Below are 22,613 nucleotides of genomic sequence, written 5' to 3' on the forward strand. Positions count from 1 at the left end.
GGGGCAGAAGCGATGAGCTCCGACGCCGACCTGATCGCCGGCGCGAAAGCCTATGTGGACGCTCTGGCAAGCCACGACCCGTCCGGCGTACCGTTTCACCCCGACTGCGTTCGTATCGAGATGGGCGTGAAAACGGGGCGCAGCGGTGATCATCTGCGCCGCAGCCTCAGTCGAGGCCCGCAGTACAAGGTCATCCACGCGATCACCGAGTTCCAGGCTCGGGTGGAAGGCCGGACCGTGCACGTCACGTTCTACGTGAACGTCCAGCCCAAACCACTCGGCCTGCGCTCCAAGGTCATCGAGAGCTTCGAGTTCGACGAGGCCGGACAGATCAAGAAGATCGTTGCCAAGTTCGGCGTGCCGCACCGCTGAGCAGTGAACGACATGACAAAGACGCTCCACCCAGAACTCGGGGGAGCGTCTTTGTGGTCTGACGGGTAGAACTCAGGAGCTGGGAGCCCGGACGACCATGGGGACGCCGGGGAAGTACGCAGCCAGCTCAGAGCGTGAACGACGAAGGGCTGCCGTGCCGAACCCGCGCTTGCGGTGCTCGGGTGCGATCCAGATCCGGACATCCACCTCGCCGCCCGACAGCTCACCGAACACGATGCCCACCTTGTCGTCGCCTTCGACGGCCACGAGCCACACGGCCTCTTCTGCCTTCATGCGACTGCGGGCGGCGGCGATCTCGTCGTCGATGCCCGACGCGGGAGTGCCGCTCCCGTCGCCCGCGGCCCCGACATCGGAGGTGCGTGCGGCGAAGAGGTCGGCATCGCTGTCATCAAAAGGCCGCAGCGTCAACGTTTCTGCGGTGGCCGCGGGACGTTCGGTCTGCGTGAACGTGAGCTTGCTGTTCAAATCTTCGAGCTCGGCTGCGTTGGCCCGCCGCGCCGACACGGTCAGGCGGTCGAACGACATCCCCAGCACCGCCTCGGCGCCGATGGTGGGCACGGAGAGGAGGTTCGCGATGGCGGAAACGGCTGCGGACCGGTCTTCGGCCTCCACGATGGCATCGAGCACTTCGTGGCGGCGTTCGAAGGCGGCCTCGAGGGCAGCGGTGATGTCACGGCGGGTGGCGGCACGGTCTGGATCAGTCATACCCCGATCCTATTAGGGATCGGCCGGTGCGGTCAGCCGGAGTACGACTTCGTGAAGACCTGAGTGGGATCTCCCGTGGCCAGGTCCACCGTGAACACCTGCAGATCCACACCCGAGGCCGTGATGTCCATCGTCATGAACCCGCGGTCACGGAAGTTCTCGTACAGTGCCGGATGCTCTTTGGACGAGCGGTCTTCGACTGTCTTGGCCGCCGCACCCGACACCAGCTGACGTGTTCCCTTGGAGGCGATGGTGGGGTCGAAGACCTGCAACGAATGGTCGTGACCGGACATGAAGAAGTGGAACCGCCCGGCGATCTCCTGCTCGAAGAACTCTTTGACCAGCACGCCGTTGATGGGAGGTATGGGGATCCCGTCATATCCACCGGCGCTGCCGTGCGGCCCGTTGTTGATGTACGGGTGGTGGGTGCACGCGATCTTCCACGTGGCCGTCGATGCCGCGACAGCCTCACGCAGCCACTTGCGTTGCGCCGTCATGTAGGTCCCGTTCGGCTCCCAGTAAGGCGCCAAGAACGGTGGGATATAGGCGGCGATCGGATTCAGGTCGAGGACAAAGAACTCGACGACCGGCGCCTGCTCGGGAACGGCCACCGAGTAGTAGCGCCGCGGCATGTACCAGCGGCTCGACCGCGAGTGGTAGGCGACCTCCGCATCGCCGCGCAGCAGCCAGCCACCGTCACCCGGGAAGACCGCGGTGGTGTCGTGGTTGCCCAACGCCATCACCCACGGGAAGTCGAGGCCGGTGTTCGGCTTCTCGAACTTCTCCTCGAACTGTTTGTCGTCGGGTCCGTTGGGGCCCGACTCGTAGATGTTGTCGCCCAGTCCGATTGCCAGTCCGAACGGATTCTGCGCGTGCAGCGCGCGAGCGGCCTTGGTGACCGCGTACTGCGGGGCTTCGCCGGTACCGGCATCGCCGGTGATCAGCACCCGCACCGACGAACCGGTCTGGGGAAAACCCGGCCGACCCGACGGGAGGCCACCAGCTCGCGCAGGTCCGGACAGGACCAGGCCTGCGCCTGCGGCGGCGGCCGATCCGGCGAGGAAGGTACGCCGGCGGATGCCGTTGTTCGGCGAGGACGGGGTGTTGGTCATCAAGGAATCCTAGGTCGGGCCGGTACTACTGGGCTGGTGAACCAGAGGGCTGCACGCGCTGCGTGCCGCTCGGCACCCGCCACGACTGGCCGTAGCGCTGTCCCGATCGCGGGTCGGCGCGGTTGTTCACGAAGAACCAATCCATCTGTGTGGCAGCCGGAGTCACCGTCAGGACTGCGTAACCGTGCGCGTCGGTGTCGACCCAGCGGATGTGCCGGTTGATGTTGGTCATCGCCACGGCCGCGGCCGCTCCCACCGTGTACTCGGGCGCGCCGACGATGTCGTCGATGTTGTTCGACGTCACCGAGGTCACCACGAGTTCGGTGCCGACCGTGCCCGCCCCGGGGTAGTTCGCGGCGTCCACGGGCACGTCGCAGGCAAACGACATGTGGATGTCGCCGGTGATGAACACGGTGTTCTCGACGTGGTTGTCGCGCAACGCCTTGTGCAGACGGTCGCGGTCGGCGGTGTAGCCGTCCCACGCGTCGGAGTTCAGTGGGATGCCGCCCTTGGGCACACCGAGCAGGTCGGTCAGCGCTGCCGTTGTGGCCGGCTCCAGCGGGGGGATCAGGATCGGACTGATCATCACCGGGTTGCCGACGATCTTCCACCGCGTGGGGGAGGACACCACGCCGTTGGTGAGCCACGACATCTGTGCCGAACCGGTGATGCTCGCCGAGGTGCTGTCGACCTTGTTGGACAGCATGGACTGTTGTTCGGTGCGGTAGGTGCGCAGATCCAGCATCGAGATCTCGAGCAGATTGCCGTACCGCAGGCGCCGGTACAGATGGCGACCACCGGCGTCGGCCTCCGGACGCACCGGCATCCACTCGAAGTAGGCCTGCTCGGAGGCTGCCTTGCGCGCAGGCCAGTCGCCTTCACTGGCGTCGTGGTTCTCGGCGCCTCCGGCGTAGGCGTCGTTGGCCGACTCATGGTCGTCCCAGGTGCAGATCCACGGCAGGTCGAGATGCGCGGCCTGCAGGTCAGGATCGGACTTGTACTGGCCGTGCCGAGTCCGGTAGTCGGCCAGCGACACGATCTCGTGCAGAGGGTCGTGGGGGCGCACGACGCCGGTGCCCCCACCGAATTCTGCAGTGCCGTACTCGTAGATGTAGTCGCCCAGATGCACGATGGCGTCGAGCCCTGGCTGAGCCGCGAGGTGCCGGTAGGCACTGAAGTAGCCGGCTTCCCAGTTGGAGCACGACACCACGCCGAAGCGGACCTTTGCCACGTCCGCGGCGGTGGCGGGGGCGGTCTTCGTCTGACCCACCGGCGACATCGAACCGGCGGCCGGCCCACCGGTGACGTGGAACCGGAAGTGGTAGTTGGTGTTCGGGGACAGGCCGCCGGCATCGACCTTCACGGTGAGGTCTTGCTCGGGGCCGGTGGTGGTGACGCCGGACGAGACCACGGATCCGAAGTCGGGTGAGGTCGCGACCTCCCAGCGGACGGTGGTGGATGCACCCGTGCCCGATCCGGGGACGGCATCGGGTGTGGGGGTGACGCGGGTCCAGAGGATCACCCGGTCGGGCAGTGGGTCGCCGGACGCCACACCGTGACGAAACACGTTACCGCTCGGGGCTTTCGTTCCGTCGGCTGTAGCACTGCCCGCGTAGACCGTGCCCAGGACGCCGACCGCGCCGATCGCGGCTCCGCCCAGGAAAGTTCGTCGGGAGGGGCCGCTGACGGGTGGACCTGAGGTCAGGTGGTCAGCCGATGAGGCGGAGGCACTGGCGCGTGAAGACTCTGGAATCGCAGACATGTCGCCTCGAATCCTGACACACCAGTTCCACCGACCATCGCGCTTCTTCGAGAATTTCAGGCGCCCCGGGGATGAATTCTTGTCCGCCCGGCCGCGCCGCTGCGCGACACCGGGCTCATTTCCGTTCGCAGATGATCACCGGGATCTTGCGTTCGGTCCAGGCCGCGTAGTTGTCGAAGTCGGCGTACACCTCGACGAGTTTGGGCCAGAGGCGCGCCCGTTCCTGGTCGTCGGCCTCACGCGCTCGCATGGCTACCGTCTTGCGTCCCTCTTGGATGCTCACATCGGGATTGGCCTTGACGTTGTAATACCAGGCCGGGTTCGACGCCATCCCACCCTGCGAGGCAACGACCACCACGTTGGCGCCGTCACGCAGATAGAGAAGCGGCACCGTGCGCGGTTTGCCCGATTTGCGGCCCATTGCGGTCAGCAGGATGACCGGAGCAGGTTCCTTGAACCCGGCTCCCACCCGCCACTTCGACCCGATACGTCCACCGGTCAACTTGTAGATCTTGGTGTTCGCCCGTGACCCGAGTTTGACGATGGTACTGACGGCCTTGCTGTTGAGCGCCTTGGGAGCTTCCTGTTGTGGCACGCGACCTCAGATCCGCTCGATGATGGTTCCGGTGGAGAGCGCCCCACCCGCGCACATCGTAATCAGAGCCGTCGAGTTGTCGGACCGCTCGAGCTCGTGCAGTGCAGTGGTGATCAGTCGCGACCCGGTGGATCCGACGGGATGGCCCAATGCGATCGCGCCGCCGTTGACGTTGACCTTGTCCATGTCGGGTCCGTGGACCGCGGCCCACGAGAGCAGGACGGACGCGAACGCCTCGTTGACCTCGAAGCGGTCGATGTCGTTGATGCTCATCCCGGCCTTCGCCAGGACCTTCTCGGTGGACTGCACGGGCCCGTCGAGGTGGTAGTACGGCTCGGCGCCCACCAGGGCCTGGGCGACAAAACGTGCGCGCGGCTTGAGGCCGAGTGCCTTCGCCTTGTCCTCATCCATGATCAGGATCGCGGCGGCGCCGTCGGAGACCTGCGAGGACGTGCCGGCCGTGTGGATTCCGCCTTCGATGACCGGACGGAGTTTGCCGAGCGACTCAAGCGTGGTGTCGCGCATCCCCTGATCGCGGTTCACGTCGAGGATGTTGCCGGTGAACTCGCCCTCCTTGGTGCGTTCGGGAGCTTTGACGCCGAACACCTCGCGGTCGAACCGACCCTCGTCCCATGCCTGCTTGGCGAGACGCTGGCTGCGTTCACCGAGTGCGTCGACGTCGGCGCGGGTGATGCCCCGCCGGGTGGCGATGCGTTCGGCCGCCTCGAACTGGTTGGGCATGTCGATGTCCCAGGACTCCGGGCGACGTTCGCCTGCGCCTTCGAGCATGACGTTCGCACCCAGCGGCACCGTGGTCATCGATTCGACACCGCACGCGATGCCGACGTCGATGGTGTCGGTGGCGATGAGGCCGGCGATCAGGTGATTGGCCTGTTGAGCCGATCCGCACTGGCAGTCGACGGTGGTCGCGCCCACCTGCCACGGCAGCCCGGCGTGCAGCCAGGCCGTGCGCGTGACGTTGTTGGACTGCGCGCCCACCTGCATCACACATCCGCCGATGACCTGCTCGATCTCCGACGGGTCGATCCCGGCCCGTTCGATGACGGCTCGTTGGGTGAGCCCCAGGAGCTCGGCCGGATGCAGTCCGGACAGCCAACCGGCCCTCTTCCCGATCGGGCTGCGAGTAGCCTCGACAATCACCGGTTTTCCCATGTCAAATCCCTTCGAATGCAGATGTCTGATTCCAAAACTAGAACAAGTTGCCAACTGGACACAAGTCCTATTTCACCAGGTAGTAGCCACTGTGACGCATCTTGCTCTACCATCGACTAGAACACGTTCATGTCTAGCATTTAGGTGGTTGCAATGACGCAGGCCGAGAAGGTTTGCCCTTTCGCGGAAGGGTTCGACTTCACCAGCCCAGACCTGTTGGAACAAGGCATCCCGGTCAAGGAATTCGCGGAGCTGCGTAAGACAGCGCCGGTGTGGTGGAACGCCCAGGAAGAAGGAAAGGGCGGCGGCTTCCACGACGGTGGGTACTGGGTCGTCAGCAAGCACGAAGATGTGCGCGCGATCTCGAAGAACAACGAGAACTGGTCTACCGCCGAGAACGGCGTGATCATGCGTTTCGAGGACTCGATGACGCAAGAGCAGCTCGACGTCACCAAGGCGCTGCTGATCAACCACGACCCGCCCGAGCACACCCGCCTGCGCAAGCTGGTGGCGAAGATGTTCACCCCGAAGGCGGTGCACGCGCTCGAGGAGAAGCTCGAGGATGCGTCGCAGAAGATCGTCAAAGACGCCGCTGCCAAGGGAACCGGCGATTTCGTCGACGACGTCGCGGTCAACCTGCCGCTGATGGCGATCGCAGATCTCCTCGGTGTCCCCGAGGACGACCGCGAGAAGCTCTTCCACTGGTCGAACAACATGATGAACGCCGACGACCCGGAGTTCAACGAGGTGGACCCTGAGTCGGGGCTCACCCCGGCTCAGCTCTCGTCGGCCGAGATCCTCGGCTATGCGTACACGATGGCCGAAGATCGCAAGAAGTGTCCGGCCGATGACATCGTCACCGCACTCGTCAACGCCGACATCGACGGCCAGTCACTCGACGAGATCGAGTTCGGCTACTTCGTCATCCTGCTGACCGTCGCGGGTAACGAGACCACCCGTAATGCCATCAGCCATGGCATGAACGCGTTCCTCGACAACCCGGAGCAGTGGGAGATCTTCAAGCGCGATCGCCCCGCGACCGCCGCGGACGAGATCGTCCGTTGGGCCACTCCGGTCAACGCCTTCCAGCGCACGGCCCGTCACGACGTCGAACTCGGTGGTGTGACCATCAAGAAGGGTCAGCGCGTCGGCATGTTCTACGGCTCGGCCAACTACGACGAGGATGTGTTCGAGAACCCCTTCGAGTTCAACATCCTGCGTGACCCGAACCCGCACGTCGGATTCGGTGGCCACGGCGCGCACTACTGCGTGGGTGCGAACCTGGCCCGCATGGAGATCAACTTGATCTTCAACGCGATCGCCGACCACATGCCCGACATCACCAAGCTCGCCGAGCCGCGCCGTCTGCGCCACGGCTGGATCAACGGTGTGAAGGAATTGTCGGTCAACTACGGCACTGCCTGAGTCGCACGATCTACGAGAGGCCCCGGACGACACGTCCGGGGCTTCTTGTGTTCTGGCAGAGCGACATTCACGGACGAACGCCCGGCGACGTGACCCGCGCGATGACCTGTTCGTGACTGGCTGTGTAGCCGAGGTATTCGAACTCGATGCCGGTGCGACTCACGAACTCCTGCCATGCCCGGTACTCGTGCTGCTGCCAGCCCGGGTAGTTGAAGAACTCGTCGAACACGATGATCGTGCCTGCCATCAGCCGCTGTCCGACGAGACCGAGCACCGTTGCGGTGGATGAATAAAGGTCTGCGTCGAGGTGCAGGAACGACACCGGCTCGCGATGGGCGGTGAGGAAATCGGGCAGCGTGTCCTCGAACAATCCCGGTACCAACTCCGCCCCGGGAACGTCCGGCAACGTGTCCTGCGCGAACTCGCCGGCGGCGAAGCCACTTCGCCACGTGTCCGGCAGTCCTGAGAAGACGTCGAATCCATAGATGCGGTGCTCTGTTTTCAGTTCTGCGGCAATGATGTTCAGGGTGGTACCGGTCGCGACCCCGAATTCCAATGCCATACCAGGGATGTGCACCTGCGACAGCGCGTACCGCAGTGTGTCGTGAGGATGCCAGAACTGCGGAGCTTTGGGCAGGTGCGCGAGGACGAAGTCACCTGATTGGCGAGCGGCATCTGTGTCCATCACGTGGGTGAGGTCGCGGCGGACCTGCTGTTCGAGGTGATTCACCCGGCGATGCAGTGCAACGACTTCTTCTCGGGTCTCCGAGAGCAAGTCCATTGTCTGCCTGTGAAACTGCTCGACGAGTGCGTTTGTCTCCCGGCTCGAGTCGTCGACCACCTCGGACACAGCACGCTGGAGTTTTTGTCTGGCACCACGCCGCACACGTTCGAACATGAGCCCTATGGTGCCAGCCATCACGCGCAGGCCGGCACCACTGGACCTTCGGGCGTTTCCGTGGTGCGGACCTCAGGCCTTGCGCACCGAATTGATCGTCTTCTCCACTTCCCAGAACGCGCGCAGAGCGGCCAGCGAGCCGTCCGGGTTGGCGCGGTAGGTGAAGACGCCACGTGCCTCGGAGATGTGGCCGTGGATGTGGGTGACGATCTTGCCGATGTAGGCAACCTCGTTGCCACAGATGATTTCTTCGTCGAAGACGAACTCGATGCTCTCGGTGGTGCCGATCGACAGATCCCAGAAGTGACTGATCCGGTCGTGGCCGGTGAATCCGATGCCCTCTTCGTCGAACATCGAGGGACCCACCGGGTCCTGCACGATGCCGTCGGGTGCAAAGAGCTTCACCCAGGCGTCCTTGTCCCGCGAGGCGACGTATTCGCGCGAGCGCCGTCCGGCGACAACCGCGGGGTTGTTCTCCCGATCGATGTTGAGGTACGCCGGTTCTGCTTTGGTCACGAGATCTCCGTAGGTTGGTCCAGCAGGCGGTCGGTCAGTGGGTGGGCTTGTCCGCGCCCACGAGCCACATCGAGAAGTACTGCGAGCCACCGCCGTACGCGTGGCCGAGTGCCTTTCGCGCGCCCACCACCTGATGGTCGCCGCCCTTGCCCTGCACCTGGATGGCCGCCTCGGCGAAGCGGATCATGCCCGAGGCCCCGATCGGGTTGGACGAGAGCACTCCGCCCGACGGGTTGACCGGCAGTTTGCCGCCGATTGCGGTCTCGCCTGCCTCGGTGAGCTTCCAGCCTTCGTTCTCGGGCATGAACCCGAGGTTCTCGAGCCACATCGGCTCGAACCACGAGAACGGCACGTAGATCTCCGCGGCGTCGATCTCCTCGAGGGGATTGGAGATGCCGCCGGCCTTCCACAAAGCGGCGGCGGCGTCGCGGCCTGCCTGTGGACTGACGGTGTCGCGATGCGAGTAGGACAGCGGTTCGGTGCGCATCGCCGACGCGTGAATCCATGCCACGGGGATACCGTCGGCCGCCTTGGCGTCGGAGGTCTCCTCGTCGCCGATCACCACGGCACAGGCGCCGTCCGATGACGGACACGTCTCGTCGTAGCGGATGGGATCCCACAGCATCTGCGAGCTCATCACCTTCTCCACGGTGAGGTCGGGCTGATGCAGGTGGGCCAGCGGATTGAGTGCACCGTTCTGACGGTCCTTGGCAGCGACGATCGCGCCGATGTGCTCGGGTGCACCGGAGCGGCGGATGTAGGAGCGTACGTGCGGGGCGAAGAACCCGCCTGCGCCTGCGCCGACAGGCATGGTGAAGGGAACCGGAATCGACAACGCCCACATGGCATTCGACTCGGACTGCTTCTCCCACGCGATCGCGAGCACCCGGCGGTGAACACCTGAGGTGACCAGGCTGGCTGCCACGTTTGCCGTCGAACCGCCCACCGATCCGGCGGTGTGCACGCGGATCAGCCGTTTGCCCTCGGCGCCGAGCGCCTGGGCCATGGCGAGTTCGGGCATCATCGTGCCCTCGAAGAGGTCGGGGGCCTTACCGACGACAACGGCGTCGATGTCGTCCATCGTCACCTGCGCATCGGCCAGCGCCTTGTCGATCGCTTCGCGGCACATCCCGGCCATCGACACGTCGTGGCGCTTGGCCACGTACTTGGTCTGCCCGGTGCCCTGCACCGCAGCCCGATACCGGCCCATCAGTTCTTGCCTTCCATCTTGACGACCATGTTCTGCTGCAGCAGCGGTCCGCTGCTCGCGTGGGCCAGTGCGGTGTCGGCGTTGCCGGCGAGAATCGTGCTCGCGGCGAAGCCGATGCGCTCGAGGCCCGCGGAGAACAGCGGGTTGGCTGCCAGTGCGCCGCCCGACGGGTTGATGATCGTCGAATCATCGAGTCCCAGCTCGTTTTTGAGAATCAGTTCCTGATGCGTGTAGGACGCGTGGAGCTCGGCGACGTCGACCTTGCGGTTGTCGCCGAGGACGGCATCGCCGGCGAGCTTGGTCGACGGTGACCTGGTGAGATCCCGGGCACCGAAGTTGGGCGTGTCGATCCGGTGGTCCCAGCCGGAAATCCATGCGGGACGGGCCACGAGCTGCTTGGCGCGGTGTTCGCTGGCGAGGATGATCGCAGCGGCGCCGTCGGTGTAGCGGCAGACATCATGTGCCCGAAGGGGATCGGAGACGTAGTCGGACGCCAGCAGATCCTCCACCGAGCGGTCGGTGCCACGCGCGGCCACGGCCGCCATGTCCGCTTCGGTCCATGCTCCCGAGTCGAGGCCCGCGCGGGCCTGCAGGGCTGCGAGCGAACGGGCGTCCGGCCACAGGGGGGCGACGGTGTGCGGGTCGGTCTGCAACGCCAGCACCTGGTCGGTGTGCGATGCCGAAGGCTTGCCGAATCCGTAGGCCAGAGCCACATCCACCTCGCCGGTGGCGATCTTCACCCATGCCTCGTACAGAGCCCACGCGGCGTCCATCTCGACGTGCGATTCGTTGATCGGCGGAACAGCCCCGATCGAGTCGATCGCGGAGATGAACGAGAACGCGCGCCCGGCAAGGTAATCCGAGGACCCCGAGCACCAGAAGTCGATGTCGGTGCGGGTGATGCCCAGCTCGGCGTAGAGCTTCTGGAAACAGGGCACCAGCATCTCGACGCCGTTGGTGGTGCCGAATGTCTCGTCGACGTGTGGACTGTGCGCGAATCCGATCACTGCGATCGGCGGCATGTCGCGGTATGTGCTGCTCACAGGTGGTCCTTGTACGAGTCGTAGTCGGCGTCGGGTTCGCCCGTCGGCCGGAAGTGGCTGATGTTTCGCAGGGTGTAGTCCCATTCCTCGCGGGGGCGCCACACGGCTTCCACACGAAGACCCATGTGCACCTCACTGGCCTCGATGTCGAGGATCAGGTGCAGGAACGGGATGTCCGAACCGTCGAGGAGAACGTAGGCGGCAACGTACGGCGGTTTGATCTGCTGACCGAGGAACGGCACGTTGACGATGCAGAACGTGGTGACGGTGCCCTTGTCCGACACCTCGACGACCTCGCCGGTCGGGTTGCCGTCGGTCGGGTCTGCGCCGCGGGGCGGGAAGTAGACCGGCGCGTCGGGACCGGTGCGGCCGCCGTACAGCTTGCCCTCTTTGAGTCCCTGCAGATACCAGGTCTCTTCGATCGAGGCGGTGTGGTTCATGGTCAGGGCGATCGGCGTGGTGATCATCACGCCGGGATGCGGCACCTCGGCCGTGTTGTCCGGTACCGATGCCACGTCGTCGCCGGGGGCGAAGTGCGCGATGTCGTCGATGCGGCCGGTGCGCTCGGTGTTCCAGACGGCGTGCACCCGCATCCCGGTGCTCAGTTCGTCGGGGGAGTCGACGGCGACTGCATGGAGCAGGCTGGTGTCCGCCCCGTCGAGTTGAATCAGAGCCCATCCGAAGGGCTTGGAAAGAGGTTGTCCCTCAAACGGTTCGGCCATCCAGGTCCATGACTTCACGGTTCCGGTCGGCGATACCTCGACGAAGTCTTCGATCCGTTTGTGCGTACCGGGGTCGAACTCGACCGGGGGTACGTAGACGGTCCCGTCGGCGGATCGACCGCCGATGACCTTGCCGTCGAGCAACCCCTGGGCGAACCGCCCGAGTACCGGCCCGAGGGACCGGGTGTAATCGAAGGAGTTGCTCAACGGTGCGGACAGAACTGGATCGCTTGGATCTTCGATCGGGGCGACTAGGGCTGCGAATCCGGCAGATATCTGGTTCACGCTCACGGAATCGAGTAGAACAGGTTCTAGTTATTCTCGCAAGGAGTTGACCGAACAGGAGGTCGCGGCCATGAAGCTCGGTCTGCAATTGGGGTACTGGGGGGCCGCGCCGATCCCGGACGCGCCGGCTCTCATCGCCGCGGCGGAGGCCGCTGGATACGAGGCGGTGTTCACCGCCGAGTCGTGGGGTTCGGATGCCTACACGCCGCTGGCGTGGTGGGGGTCGCAGACGTCCACCATCAAGCTGGGTACCGGCATCGCGCAGCTGTCGGCGCGACCACCGACATCGGCCGCCATGCACGCGCTGACGCTGGACCATCTCTCGGGCGGCAGGCACATCCTCGGACTGGGTGTGTCGGGTCCGCAGGTGGTCGAGGGATGGTACGGGGAACCGTTCGCCAAACCACTCGCGCGCACCCGCGAGTACGTACAGGTGATCCGCGACGTGCTCGCGCGTGAAGACCGCGTGACCAACCCCGGGCCGCACTATCCTCTGCCGTACCCGTCCGATGCGCCGGGATCGACAGGGCTCGGCAAGTCGCTCAAGCCGATCACCCATCCTCTACGCAGTGACCTGCCGATCTGGCTCGGGGCCGAGGGGCCCAAGAACGTCGCGCTGTCGGCGGAGATCGCCGATGGATGGCTGGCCATCTACTACACCCCGCGGCTGTCGGACATGTACGAACAGTGGCTGGCCGAAGGCTTCGCACGGGCGGGGGCGCGGCGCACCCGCGACACCTTCGAAGTCGCGGCCACCGTGCAGGTCGAGATCACCGACAACGCGGCCGCGGTGATCGACGCCTACCGGCCGTCGACGGCGCTGTACGTCGGCGGTATGGGCGCCAAGGAACAGAACTTTCACGCCGAGGTCTACAAGCGGATGGGCTACGAAGACGTGGTCCGGGACATCGGGGAGAAGTTCCTGTCCGGAGCCAAGGAAGAGGCCATCGCCGCGGTTCCCGACGAGATGGTCCTCGAGACGTTGATCGTCGGTGATGAAGACGAGGTGCGGTCGCAGATCAAACGGTGGGAACAAGCCGGCGTCAGCATGCTGATGGTGACCACCCGCGACGTCGACCAGATCACCCGGTTGGGCACTCTCGTCTGAGTGAACATGTTCTAAAATTTCGCCGCGCCCGGGTGACGCACGGGTTCGAGTCTCGCGCACTGGTTCAATCCGGCGCGCGAGGCACACGGCAGTGCGCCAGCCGCGACTACGCCGCGGGCCATCGCGCACGAGAACTCACGGTGTTGTTCTTCGCGCGGCAGTGCCCGCAGCGTCGGAAGCGCAAAAATTCCTGGCGCGAGCGCATAGACGATGCCCGCCCGTAAGGCGCTTCGTATCTCGCTCGGTGTGTACCCGAGCCCCATCAGCTCACCGCGGGTGACCGCGCCATGCCATCGAGTTGTGTCCATGACACCAGCGTGACGTGCCGCGGTGGACCGGGGTGCTCCTCAACGCCACCTTCTGTGGATAACCCGGTGGCTGTGGAGATCGCTCTCGCACGGTCTCGTGTACTGCGCACTGGTTTGAACCGGTGCGCGAGGATCCAAACGGTGCGCGAGGATGAAATGGGGCGTCAGCGACGACGGATACGCAGGCGTAAACCGTCGGGCATGAGAGTGAGGCGCTCGGTGATCGACAACTCGTAGTCGGGGTCGGCGGGTTCGAAGTCGTATCGTGCGATGAATCGCGCGAGCATCAGAACCGACTCGTGGAGGGCGAATTGCCTTCCGATGCAGGCACGTTCGCCGGTGCCGAACGGCTTGTAGGAGTGGGCGGGACGCTTCTTGACCTCGGAGGCGGCGAACCTGTCGGGGTCGAAACCCAGCGGGTCGGTCCAGACCTCGGGGTCGCGATGGACCTTGGGCAGGTGGACCACGGCCCAGTCCCCGGGCGACATCTCGTACCGGCCGCCGACAACCGTCGGCTCGATCGGCCCGCGGGTGAACCCCGGAGCCGTCGGCCACAATCGCAAGGCTTCGTCGACCACCCGCCGGACGAACCGGAACTTCGCGACCTGCTGGAACTGGGGTGCGGCTTCGCTGTCGCCGAGGATCTCGTCGACCTCGGCCTGTGCACGCTCGAGAAGCTCGCGATCTCGGGCCAGGTAGTGCAGCGCGAAAGACAATGTTCCTGAGGTGGTTTCGTGGCCCGCGACCAAGAATGTGACGATCTGGTGGCGGATGTTCTCGTCGTCGAGTGCGGCCTCGCCTCGATCGCGGTTGGCACGCAACATGATCGCCAGGAGATCTACCTCGCCTTCGTCGGCGCGGCTGCGGCGTTCGGCGATCAGGTCGTCGAGCATGGAGTCGACGTAACGTTTGTGCCGTGCGTTCGCCCGATGGAGCAGCGAGACAATCGGTTTGGATCCCGGTAGCCCCGACAACCCGCCCGTGCGCCTGCCGGTCTTGAGGCCGGCGACCATGGCCAACACGAAGTCGTGAGGCGTTTCGCGTTCGAATGAGCCGAGGTCTTTGCCGAATGCGGCGCGGCTGATCGTTTCGAGCGTCAGGCGGGTCATGTCCGGGGCAACGTCGATGATGTCGCCGCGACCTTCCCAGAAGTCGAAGAGTTCGTCGATGGCCGACACCATCAGCGGGTGGTAATTCTGCATGGCGGTCTTGCTGAATGCGGGCATCAGGAGGTCGTGTGCCAGACGCCAGCTGGGCTCATCGGTTGTCGCCGTGAACAATCCGTCGCCGGCGAAATCTCGAAGCGCTGCGATTGCCGGCGTGAGTACCTTCTCGAACCGGGATTCGTCGCACAGTTCCCTGGTGAGTTCGGCGGACCCGATCATGACGAAGCGGTGGCGGAAGACCCGGAACTGCGCGATCGGCCACACACCCGCGGGCCAGTCGAGCATGCTGACGACGGGACCCTCGGGGTCGACCGAACGAAGATCCCCGACCACGGGCAGCCGGCCCGGGGGATGCGGGAATTGATCTGCCCACGTGTTGGGCCCCACCAAATCGTTCAGCGTGCCGAGATCGGTGCTGGTCACCATGTCCGCCCCCTATTGAATCGAGATCCAATAGCCATGGTGGTCCGCTATTGAACCCGTGTCAAGTAGTATTCGGCTGCATGGGTGTGAGAACGCGGATGTCGCCGCAACAGCGGCGTGCCCAGCTACTCGATCTCGGCGCCGAGTTGTTTGCCGAGCAGCACTACGACGACGTCCACATCGAACGGGTCGCGGAGCTGGCGGGGGTCTCCCGCGGGTTGCTCTACCACTATTTCCCGACCAAGCGTGCCTTCTTCGCCGAGCTGGTGCGACGCGCCACCGAGCGGATGCTTGCCGACACAGCACCCGATCCGCAGCTGCCGCTCCTGGAGCAACTCCGCCACGGGATCGACGCCTATCTGGCGAGTTGCCGAGCCAATCGGCATGGCTCCCAGGCGATCTATTCGGGGGCGGCGAGTTCGGATCCCGCGGTGATCGCGCTGATCGAGAAAGCGACCAGGGCACAGGAGGACCGAATACTGGCCGTGATCGATCCCGGACGCGACCACCCGGAGCTCCTGCGCATCGCCGTGCACAGCTGGCTGGTGATGCTGAGGACCGCGTGTCACGCATGGCTGGCGAGTGAGGACATCTCCGTCGGCGATGTCCGGCAGATGGCCGAGCACGCCCTCCTCGGTGCCCTGGCCGGCCTGCCCGACCATGCTCGCGCCGGCGCGATGGCACAGCTGCTCGACATCAACGGGGCATGACGCAACGGCCTCGCGTTGTTTCTCCAGAAGCTGAATGCCGGTCGACCGAAATCGGAGTGACGCACCGACATCGCGTATTTTTCTGACCGGGCATTTTGTGGTTCGACGTCCGGTTACCGATCAACGGAAGCGTATTTGAGGCACAAAAGTACATGTGTGTAGCGCCACGTCTCCGGTGAGCGATAGAGAGGCTTAGATACTGTGATCGCGACGAAAGGTGCGGCAATTGAAAATTGTTGAAAATCAGCGGAGCAAGAAGTCGAAGGCGGCGCATGTGGTTGCGGCCGTTGCTTCTAAGAGCCCGGCGGTGGTGACGGCAAAAACCGCCTACAAAACCGGAAAGACCACGACGTCGGTGCTACCGAAGTTGATCGGTCTGGGAATCGCCGGCACCGGGTTGGCGCACTTTGTCGTTCCCCAGGCTTTCGAATCGATCACAAAGCCGGCCTTTCCCGAGAACACGCGTGAATGGATTTACGCGAATGGTGCAAGCGAGACGTTGATCGGCCTCGCCATCTCCGACAGCCGGTCCCGCGTTTACGGTTTGGTCGGGTTGGCTGCATATGTCGGATTCCTCGGCAGTCGAGTCGTGCGGGCCTGAACGCACATCCATGAACGCCGACGCTCCAGTACGTAGATCCAGAGGGCGCCCCAAGGTCGAAGGCCTGGCGGATCAGCGGCGTACCCAGATCATCGAAGCTGCTTTTCGGGTGTTGACCGAGCGTGGCTACGAGGGCACGAGTATCGCCGAGATCGCGCAGGAAGCAGGTATCGGTCAGGGCACCGTCTATCGGTACGTGAGCAGCAAACGTGAACTGTTGGACCACGTGTTCGATTGGGCGGTCGAGCGATTGTTCCACTCGGTGGATCCGTACTCGATGCTCCAGGACGAGCCGACCTCTCCGACCGAGCTGCTCCGACGGTTCCAGATCATCGCCGACCGTCTGTACGACCTCATCGACGAAGATCCCGCGATGCTGAGGCTGATCGGGGTGCAGGCCAGCGCCATCGACAAGGAACTCAAGGCCAGGGTTGTAGGCCTCGAGGGAATGCTGAATGCCGTTGTACTGCAATCGCTCACACAGGCGATCGAGCACGGATGGCTGGTGTTGTCCACGGCTCAGAAGCCGGTGGTCGCCCGGATGCTGATGATGATGTCGCTTCCCGGCGTCGTGATGTCGCTGCGGCGCGGCATCGATGTGGCACAACGCGGCCGGTACGTCGACGGCGCAGCCGAAATTGCGCTGCACGGAATACTGAAACGATAGAAAGGCTGGATGAAACAGTGGTGCAGCCTACGGTGCGCTCGGATACCCGACGCACCCGGAAGCGTCGGATCCAACTGCTGGACGCGGCACTGGACACGTTCGTCGAGCGGGGATACAGCGATGTCGGAGTCGCCGAGATAGTTGCCCGGATCGGTTGCAGCCACGGCACTTTCTACAACTACTTCGACAACAAGCGCGACGCCCTCGATGCATTGCTGTCACGCGAACTCGCCGAGATGGTCGCGGTGGCCGAGTTGCACCGTCCGCGTCCGCGCACGCGCGAAGAGTTCATCACCGGGCTCGGTGAGCTGGTCGGACGCCTGCTCGAATATGCGCTCGAGCGCCCGCACGTCTTGACGTTCCTCGCCATGGAGGCCCCGGGTATCGACGCGGCCGCGATGGAGACATTGGCAGGCAGCTACGCCCAACTGGGGCATCTGTGTGGGCAGTACATCCGCCACGGCATCGAGGACGGCTATCTCCGGGACGGACTCGACATCGACATCGCAGGCGAAGCGGTGCTGTCGTGCCTGATGGGCGCGGTTCTGCCGATCATCTTGGACAACAGTGCGGTGGTCGACATCGATGCCACCGCCGCGACGGTGGTCGAGTTCGTCTGTTACGGGTTGAACGGACTGGACGCGACCACCGCGGCAGGTATCGCTACTGGCCGGTGAACTCGGGGATTCGCTTCTCCGCGAACGCTTTCGGTCCGATCTTGGCGTCTTTGCTCATGAACACCTTGACGCCGAGTTCGGCGTCGATCTTGAACGCGTCCTTCTCGTGCATGCCCTCGGTGTCGCGAATGGCCTTGAGGATCGCCTGCACGGCGAGCGGCCCGTTCGCGGCGATCTGCGCGGCGATGTCGAGAGCTTTGTCGAGTGCGGTGCCGTCCGGCACCACGTGGCCGATCAGTCCGTAGTCGAGCGCTTCCTGGGCGGTGATGTGCCGGCCGGTGAGCAGTATCTCGGCGGCAACGGTGTACGGAATCTGCCGGACCAGGCGGACTGCACTGCCGCCGAGGGGGTACAGGCCCCATTTGGCCTCGGACACACCGAACTTCGCGCGCTCGCCGGCAACCCGGATGTCGGTGCCCTGCAGGATCTCGGTGCCACCGGCGATCGCGGGGCCCTCGACGGCTGCGATGACGGGCTTGGTCACCCTGCGGCCCTTGAGGAGGGAGTCGAGCATGTTCGGATTGAAGCCGCCGCTCTTGAATGAGTCACCGGGAGCGGACTTGTTCATGTTCTTCAGGTCGGCGCCGGCACAGAAGTAGCCACCCGCGCCGGTCAGGATCACGGTGCGGATCTCGTTGTCCTCATCGGCCTGGTCCCAGGCCTCTCCCATGATGGCCAACATGTCGCCCGACAGGGCGTTGCGGACTTCGGGCCTGTTCATCGTGACGATCAACGTGTGATCGCGCTTCTCGACGAGACAGTGGGGGGCGGAATCAGACATCTGGGCTCCTGAACGATGGCATGACGACGTGACGAAGGCCGTGTGATGCGGATCTCGCCCCGGCCTTGCCACCGAACGGTAACACGTTCTAGTTTTGGGGGTATGGCTTACAACATCGCCGACCTGATCGAGCATGCCGTCGACCTGATGGGCGACCGCGTGGCTCTCGAGACCGACGGCCGCAGCGAGACCTACACAGAACTGGAACAGCGGGCCAACGGGCTGGCGCACACCCTTCGGGCGCTGGGGGTGGCGCCCGGCGAGTCGGTGGGCCTGTACAGCAGAAACGGTATCGAGGCCGTCGAGTCGATGGTCGCGATCTTCAAGGCGAGGGCCGTGATGGTCAACGTCAACTTCCGGTACGTCGAGAGCGAACTCGAACACATCCTCACCGACTCCGACACCAAGGTGCTCATCGTCGAGCGCCAGTACGTCGACAAGGTGGCGAACGTGTTGTCGAAGGCGCCGAAGCTGCGGGCCGTAATCGTCATCGAAGACGGGTCAGATCTCGACATCTCCGCCGTCGACGGGCTGCCCTATGAGAAGGCGGTTGCCGACGGCGGAACCGAGCGCGACTTCGAGGCGCGGTCGGACGACGACATCTACATGCTCTACACCGGCGGAACCACCGGCAACCCCAAAGGCGTCGTCTGGCGCCAGGAGGATGTGTTCCGGGTACTCGGGGGCGGGATCGACTGGTACACCGGTGAACCCATCAACGACGAGTGGCACTTCGCGAAGACGGGTGCCGAAGGTGGGCAGCTCGTCCGATTCCCGATCCCGCCCTTCATCCACGGTGGCTCCCAATGGGCCGTGTTCCAGGCGCTGTTCGGTGGCGGCAAGGCAATCGTCTATCCGGAGTTCGGGGCACACCAGACGTGGGAGATCGTCGAACGCCACAAGGTCAACGTCATTTTCATCACCGGAGATGCCATGGGACGCCCCATGATCGACGCGCTCGGCGAGAAGGACTACGACCTCAGCTCGGTGGTGTCGGTGGCATCGTCGGCCGCGTTGTTCTCGGCATCGGTCAAGGATCAGTTCATCGACAAGTTCCCGAATGCGATCATCATCGACGCGATCGGATCGTCGGAGACCGGGTTCTCGGGGATGGGGATCATCTCCAAGGAGACCTCCCACAGCGGCGGCGGTCCGCGCGTCAAGGCCGACCTGTCGACAGTTGTTCTGCGCGAGGATGGTTCGATCATCGAACCCGGCAGTGGCGAGATCGGCATCCTGGCCCGAACCGGGCACATCCCGCTGCGGTACTACAACGATCCGGTGAAATCGGACAAGACATTCAAGGTCTACGACGGTGTCCGGTACTCCATTCCGGGTGACCAGGCCCGGGTGGAGGACGACGGCACCGTGACGATGCTCGGCCGCGGGTCGGTGTGCATCAACTCCGGTGGCGAGAAGATCCACCCAGAAGAGGTCGAATCGGCCCTCAAAGCCCACCCTGACGTCTTCGACACCGTTGTGGTCGGTGTGCCCGACGAACGGTACGGGCAGCGGGTCGCCGCGGTGGTGGCCACCCGCGACGGCGTCCGCCCGTCGCTCGAAGACATCAACAAGATCGCCCGCCAGGACATCGCCGGGTACAAATGCCCGCGCTCGGTGTGGTTCGTCGACGAGATCAAGCGGTCGCCCGCCGGAAAGCCGAACTACCGGTGGGGAACCGAGATCACCGAGTCGCGGCCTGCCGACGAAAACCTCTCCACTTCTTCACGAAAGGCCTAACCGGTGCGTACCTCCCTGTCAGACGAGTTCGGGATCGAATACCCGATCTTCGGTTTCACACCGTCGGAGCATGTCGCCGCTGCGATCAGCCGGGCCGGCGGAATGGGCGTGCTCGGTTGCGTCCGGTTCAACGAGGCGGACGAGCTCGACGCCACCCTGGACTGGATGCGCGAGAACACCGACGGCAAACCGTTCGGCGTAGATGTGGTGATGCCGGCGAAGATCCCCACCGAGGGGTCGCAGGTCGACCTGGATTCCATGATCCCGCCGGAGCATCGTGCATTCGTCGAGCGCACTCTCGACGATCTCGGAGTGCCGCCGTTGCCAGACGGTGACCGGGTGAGTGCAGGCGTTCTGGGCTGGCTGCATTCGGTGGCGCGTTCGCACGTCGATGTCGCGATGACCCATGCCGACAAGTACGGGCAGATCAAGCTCATCGCCAATGCCCTGGGGTCGCCGCCCGAGGATGTCATCTCGAACGTGCACTCCCACGGGGTGAAAGTCGCCGCGCTCGCCGGCGCCAAAGAGCATGCGCTGCGCCATGTCTCGGCCGGGGTCGACCTGGTGATCGCGCAGGGGCACGAGGCGGGCGGTCACACCGGTGAGGTGACGTCCATGGTGTTGTGGCCAGAAATCGTTGACGCCGTAGGGGATGCGGCGCACGTGTTGGCAGCCGGAGGGGTCGGCAGCGGTCGTCAGATCGCTGCCGCGCTGGCCATGGGCGCCACCGGGGTGTGGATGGGCACCTACTGGTTGACCGCCGCGGAGTACCAGCTCGGCGTGCGGGGCGCCGGGCCGTCGGTGATCCAGCAGGCGATCCTGAACGCGACGTCACGCGACACCGTGCGCCGCCGCATCTACTCGGGCAAGCCCGCCCGACTGCTCAAGACGAAGTGGACCGACGCCTGGGATGCCGAGAACGCGCCCGAGCCGCTGCCCATGCCGCTGCAGAACATCTTGGTGGCCGAGGCACACGCCCGGATCTCGGGTGCCGACGACCCCGGTGTCGTCGCCATGCCCGCGGGTCAGATCGTCGGCCGGATGAATGCCATCACCCCGACCGAAGAACTGATCAAGGGCCTCGTCGACGAGTACGACGCCGCCGTCGATCGTCTGGAGAAGGCCCGCCACTGACCGAACCGCAGACGTTTGCCGAAGGGGCGATTCGCGCATCCATGTCATGGAGCGAGAGTCGCCCCTTCGACATCCGACGAGAGGTGAGTCCATGACCCGTGACGCCGATCTGAGCCGTTTCATCGAAGCCCAGGAGCCCGTCTACGACCAGGTGGTCGAGGAATTGCGGTCGGGGCGAAAACGCACACACTGGATGTGGTTTGTCTTCCCGCAGATCGACGGGCTCGCGCACAGTTCCACGGCAAAGCACTACGCCATCGCCGATCTGCGCGAGGCGCGGGCATATCTCGCGGACGAGGTGCTCGGACCGCGTCTGTACGAGTGCACCCAGTTGGTCGCCGACATCGACGGGCGGTCTGCCGAGGAGATCTTCGGCCACCCGGACAACCTGAAACTGCGTTCGTCCATGACCCTGTTCGCTCAGGCCAGCGGTACCAACGACGTCTTCACGGCTGTCCTGCACAAGTACTTCGGTGGGGAACCCGATACCCGCACCCTCGAGCTGCTGGGCTGAGACTGACCCGCGCATGTGAGCCGAAGCGCGACCTGGAATGGGGGTGAGGACGCCGACCCATTTCTGGGGACGGGTGTGATCAGATATGGTTCCAGCCATCGGCTCACCGAGTTCCGGGAGTCGTCGGCGCAGGAGGCACAACCATGGCTGCACAGGATTCACCGCTGGTGCTCTCCGAGCGCGTCGAGACCGAGTCCGGCGCCACGGCGCTGATCACACTGAACCGGCCTGACGCGCGCAATGCGCTGACCGGGACGTTGATCGTCGCACTCCGTGAAGCACTTGCCGACGCAGACGCCGACGATTCTGTGCACGCGGTGGTGCTCACCGGTGCCGACCCGGCGTTCTGTGCCGGTGTCGATCTCCGGATGCTCGGTACCGAGGGCGGCTGGGACGAGGTCAACGTTCCTGGCGTGCCACTGGGATTTCCGTGGATACCGCTACGCAAACCCGTCATCGGCGCGATCAACGGTGCCACCGTCACCGGAGGCCTCGAACTCGCACTTGCGTGCGACATCCTCGTCGCCTCCGAGCGTGCCAGGTTCGCCGACACGCATGCCCGGGTCGGGATGATGCCCGCCTGGGGCCTGACTGCTCGGCTGCCCGCCGCGGTGGGCTGGGGCTTCGCCCGCCGAATGAGCCTGAGCGGCAACTTCGTCGACGCACCGACGGCCCTGCGGGTCGGTCTGGTCACCGAGGTGGTCCCACACGAAGACCTGATGTCGTCCGCGTTGTCGCTCGCGGCAGACATCGGCAACAACAACCAGCGTGCGGTGTCGGCGCTTCTCTCGTCGTATCGCGAAGCGCAGCAGCACGAACTAGACGCCCAGCTGGCCACCGAGGAACACAACTCGACGGCGTGGATGGCAAGTTTCGACCCGGCCCAGGTGGCCGCGGCACGCGACCAGGTGATGAGTCGCGGCCGTCAGCAGATGAATTGAGGAG

The 22,613-nt window shown here is 64.7% G+C and carries 24 protein-coding genes; 11 read left to right on the top strand and 13 right to left on the bottom strand.

Features of this window, described 5'->3' with window-relative positions:
- Positions 1-12 precede the first annotated feature (12 nt).
- Entirely contained in the window at positions 13-372 is a 360-nt protein-coding gene (locus tag CSW57_RS15590; RefSeq protein WP_099384509.1) for a nuclear transport factor 2 family protein, read from the top strand.
- A 72-nt stretch (positions 373-444) separates the two neighbouring features.
- Here CSW57_RS15590 and CSW57_RS15595 read toward each other — a convergent pair whose 3' ends face one another.
- From CSW57_RS15595 to CSW57_RS15615, 5 genes are all read right to left on the bottom strand, one after another.
- Positions 445-1,098, bottom strand: coding sequence for a GNAT family N-acetyltransferase (locus tag CSW57_RS15595; protein WP_023961176.1), 654 nt, complete (start codon positions 1,096-1,098; stop codon positions 445-447).
- A gap of 32 nt (positions 1,099-1,130) precedes the next feature.
- Positions 1,131-2,210 carry a metallophosphoesterase gene (locus CSW57_RS15600; RefSeq protein ID WP_099383647.1) on the bottom strand — a complete coding sequence of 360 codons (1,080 nt, stop codon included), beginning with the start codon at positions 2,208-2,210 and terminating at the stop codon, positions 1,131-1,133.
- Between the two features lie 25 nt (positions 2,211-2,235).
- A complete protein-coding gene (locus CSW57_RS15605; RefSeq protein WP_099383648.1) occupies positions 2,236-3,972 on the bottom strand; it encodes an alkaline phosphatase D family protein in 1,737 nt (578 codons plus the stop codon).
- 115 nt (positions 3,973-4,087) lie between these two features.
- Positions 4,088-4,567 carry a nitroreductase family deazaflavin-dependent oxidoreductase gene (locus CSW57_RS15610; RefSeq protein WP_099383649.1) on the bottom strand — a complete coding sequence of 160 codons (480 nt, stop codon included), beginning with the start codon at positions 4,565-4,567 and terminating at the stop codon, positions 4,088-4,090.
- A 6-nt stretch (positions 4,568-4,573) separates the two neighbouring features.
- The gene (locus CSW57_RS15615) at positions 4,574-5,740 is read right to left on the bottom strand and encodes a steroid 3-ketoacyl-CoA thiolase (protein ID WP_099383650.1); all 1,167 of its coding nucleotides are present in this window, start codon (positions 5,738-5,740) and stop codon (positions 4,574-4,576) included.
- A 153-nt stretch (positions 5,741-5,893) separates the two neighbouring features.
- On the opposite strand from CSW57_RS15615, the gene CSW57_RS15620 reads away from it, so the two are divergent.
- Positions 5,894-7,165 carry a cytochrome P450 gene (locus tag CSW57_RS15620; RefSeq protein ID WP_099384510.1) on the top strand — a complete coding sequence of 424 codons (1,272 nt, stop codon included), beginning with the start codon at positions 5,894-5,896 and terminating at the stop codon, positions 7,163-7,165.
- 67 nt (positions 7,166-7,232) lie between these two features.
- On the opposite strand, the gene CSW57_RS15625 is transcribed toward CSW57_RS15620, so the two are convergent.
- The 5 genes from CSW57_RS15625 to CSW57_RS15645 all read right to left on the bottom strand — a co-directional run bounded on the left by CSW57_RS15625 (position 7,233) and on the right by CSW57_RS15645 (position 11,845).
- Positions 7,233-8,063 (bottom strand): TylF/MycF/NovP-related O-methyltransferase, encoded by an 831-nt coding sequence (locus tag CSW57_RS15625; RefSeq protein ID WP_099384511.1) that lies wholly within the window; start codon positions 8,061-8,063, stop codon positions 7,233-7,235.
- A 72-nt stretch (positions 8,064-8,135) separates the two neighbouring features.
- Positions 8,136-8,579 (bottom strand): nuclear transport factor 2 family protein, encoded by a 444-nt coding sequence (locus CSW57_RS15630; RefSeq protein WP_023961186.1) that lies wholly within the window; start codon positions 8,577-8,579, stop codon positions 8,136-8,138.
- Between the two features lie 34 nt (positions 8,580-8,613).
- Entirely contained in the window at positions 8,614-9,789 is a 1,176-nt protein-coding gene (locus CSW57_RS15635; protein WP_062797183.1) for a thiolase domain-containing protein, read from the bottom strand.
- The gene (locus CSW57_RS15640) at positions 9,789-10,811 is read right to left on the bottom strand and encodes a thiolase domain-containing protein (protein ID WP_099384512.1); all 1,023 of its coding nucleotides are present in this window, start codon (positions 10,809-10,811) and stop codon (positions 9,789-9,791) included. The genes CSW57_RS15635 and CSW57_RS15640 overlap by 1 nt, the downstream gene beginning before the upstream one ends.
- Before the next feature lie 17 nt (positions 10,812-10,828).
- Positions 10,829-11,845 carry a Zn-ribbon domain-containing OB-fold protein gene (locus CSW57_RS15645; RefSeq protein ID WP_099383651.1) on the bottom strand — a complete coding sequence of 339 codons (1,017 nt, stop codon included), beginning with the start codon at positions 11,843-11,845 and terminating at the stop codon, positions 10,829-10,831.
- Between the two features lie 64 nt (positions 11,846-11,909).
- Between CSW57_RS15645 and CSW57_RS15650 the strand changes: the two genes are divergently transcribed.
- Positions 11,910-12,947: an LLM class F420-dependent oxidoreductase gene (locus CSW57_RS15650; protein WP_099384513.1), complete on the top strand. Its 1,038-nt coding sequence runs from the start codon at positions 11,910-11,912 to the stop codon at positions 12,945-12,947.
- An 11-nt stretch (positions 12,948-12,958) separates the two neighbouring features.
- Here CSW57_RS15650 and CSW57_RS24305 read toward each other — a convergent pair whose 3' ends face one another.
- Positions 12,959-13,255 (bottom strand): type IV toxin-antitoxin system AbiEi family antitoxin domain-containing protein, encoded by a 297-nt coding sequence (locus CSW57_RS24305; protein WP_143696553.1) that lies wholly within the window; start codon positions 13,253-13,255, stop codon positions 12,959-12,961.
- 164 nt (positions 13,256-13,419) lie between these two features.
- A complete protein-coding gene (locus tag CSW57_RS15655; protein WP_099383652.1) occupies positions 13,420-14,847 on the bottom strand; it encodes a cytochrome P450 in 1,428 nt (475 codons plus the stop codon).
- Positions 14,848-14,924: 77 nt separating this feature from the next.
- Here CSW57_RS15655 and CSW57_RS15660 point away from each other — a divergent pair, with 77 nt between their 5' ends.
- From CSW57_RS15660 to CSW57_RS15675, 4 genes are all read left to right on the top strand, one after another.
- A complete protein-coding gene (locus tag CSW57_RS15660) occupies positions 14,925-15,554 on the top strand; it encodes a TetR/AcrR family transcriptional regulator (protein ID WP_099383653.1) in 630 nt (209 codons plus the stop codon).
- Between the two features lie 307 nt (positions 15,555-15,861).
- Complete coding sequence (locus tag CSW57_RS15665) at positions 15,862-16,155, top strand: hypothetical protein (protein ID WP_099383654.1); 294 nt, start codon at positions 15,862-15,864, stop codon at positions 16,153-16,155.
- 10 nt (positions 16,156-16,165) lie between these two features.
- Positions 16,166-16,822, top strand: coding sequence for a TetR/AcrR family transcriptional regulator (locus CSW57_RS15670; protein ID WP_189339287.1), 657 nt, complete (start codon positions 16,166-16,168; stop codon positions 16,820-16,822).
- A gap of 20 nt (positions 16,823-16,842) precedes the next feature.
- The gene (locus CSW57_RS15675; RefSeq protein ID WP_189339288.1) at positions 16,843-17,499 is read left to right on the top strand and encodes a TetR/AcrR family transcriptional regulator; all 657 of its coding nucleotides are present in this window, start codon (positions 16,843-16,845) and stop codon (positions 17,497-17,499) included.
- On the opposite strand, the gene CSW57_RS15680 is transcribed toward CSW57_RS15675, so the two are convergent.
- Complete coding sequence (locus CSW57_RS15680; protein WP_099383656.1) at positions 17,486-18,280, bottom strand: crotonase/enoyl-CoA hydratase family protein; 795 nt, start codon at positions 18,278-18,280, stop codon at positions 17,486-17,488. The genes CSW57_RS15675 and CSW57_RS15680 overlap by 14 nt on opposite strands.
- A gap of 102 nt (positions 18,281-18,382) precedes the next feature.
- On the opposite strand from CSW57_RS15680, the gene CSW57_RS15685 reads away from it, so the two are divergent.
- The 4 genes from CSW57_RS15685 to CSW57_RS15700 all read left to right on the top strand — a co-directional run bounded on the left by CSW57_RS15685 (position 18,383) and on the right by CSW57_RS15700 (position 22,609).
- Positions 18,383-20,020, top strand: coding sequence for an acyl-CoA synthetase (locus tag CSW57_RS15685; protein ID WP_099383657.1), 1,638 nt, complete (start codon positions 18,383-18,385; stop codon positions 20,018-20,020).
- 3 nt (positions 20,021-20,023) lie between these two features.
- Positions 20,024-21,154, top strand: coding sequence for an NAD(P)H-dependent flavin oxidoreductase (locus CSW57_RS15690; RefSeq protein WP_099383658.1), 1,131 nt, complete (start codon positions 20,024-20,026; stop codon positions 21,152-21,154).
- Positions 21,155-21,245: 91 nt separating this feature from the next.
- A complete protein-coding gene (locus CSW57_RS15695) occupies positions 21,246-21,668 on the top strand; it encodes a DUF1810 domain-containing protein (RefSeq protein ID WP_099383659.1) in 423 nt (140 codons plus the stop codon).
- Positions 21,669-21,811: 143 nt separating this feature from the next.
- On the top strand, positions 21,812-22,609 hold the full coding sequence (locus CSW57_RS15700; protein WP_099383660.1) for an enoyl-CoA hydratase: 798 nt from the start codon (positions 21,812-21,814) through the stop codon (positions 22,607-22,609).
- The last annotated feature ends 4 nt before the right edge of the window (positions 22,610-22,613 follow it).

It is taken from the genome of Williamsia muralis (assembly GCF_002735905.1).
GTDB classification, from domain to species: domain Bacteria; phylum Actinomycetota; class Actinomycetes; order Mycobacteriales; family Mycobacteriaceae; genus Williamsia; species Williamsia muralis_A.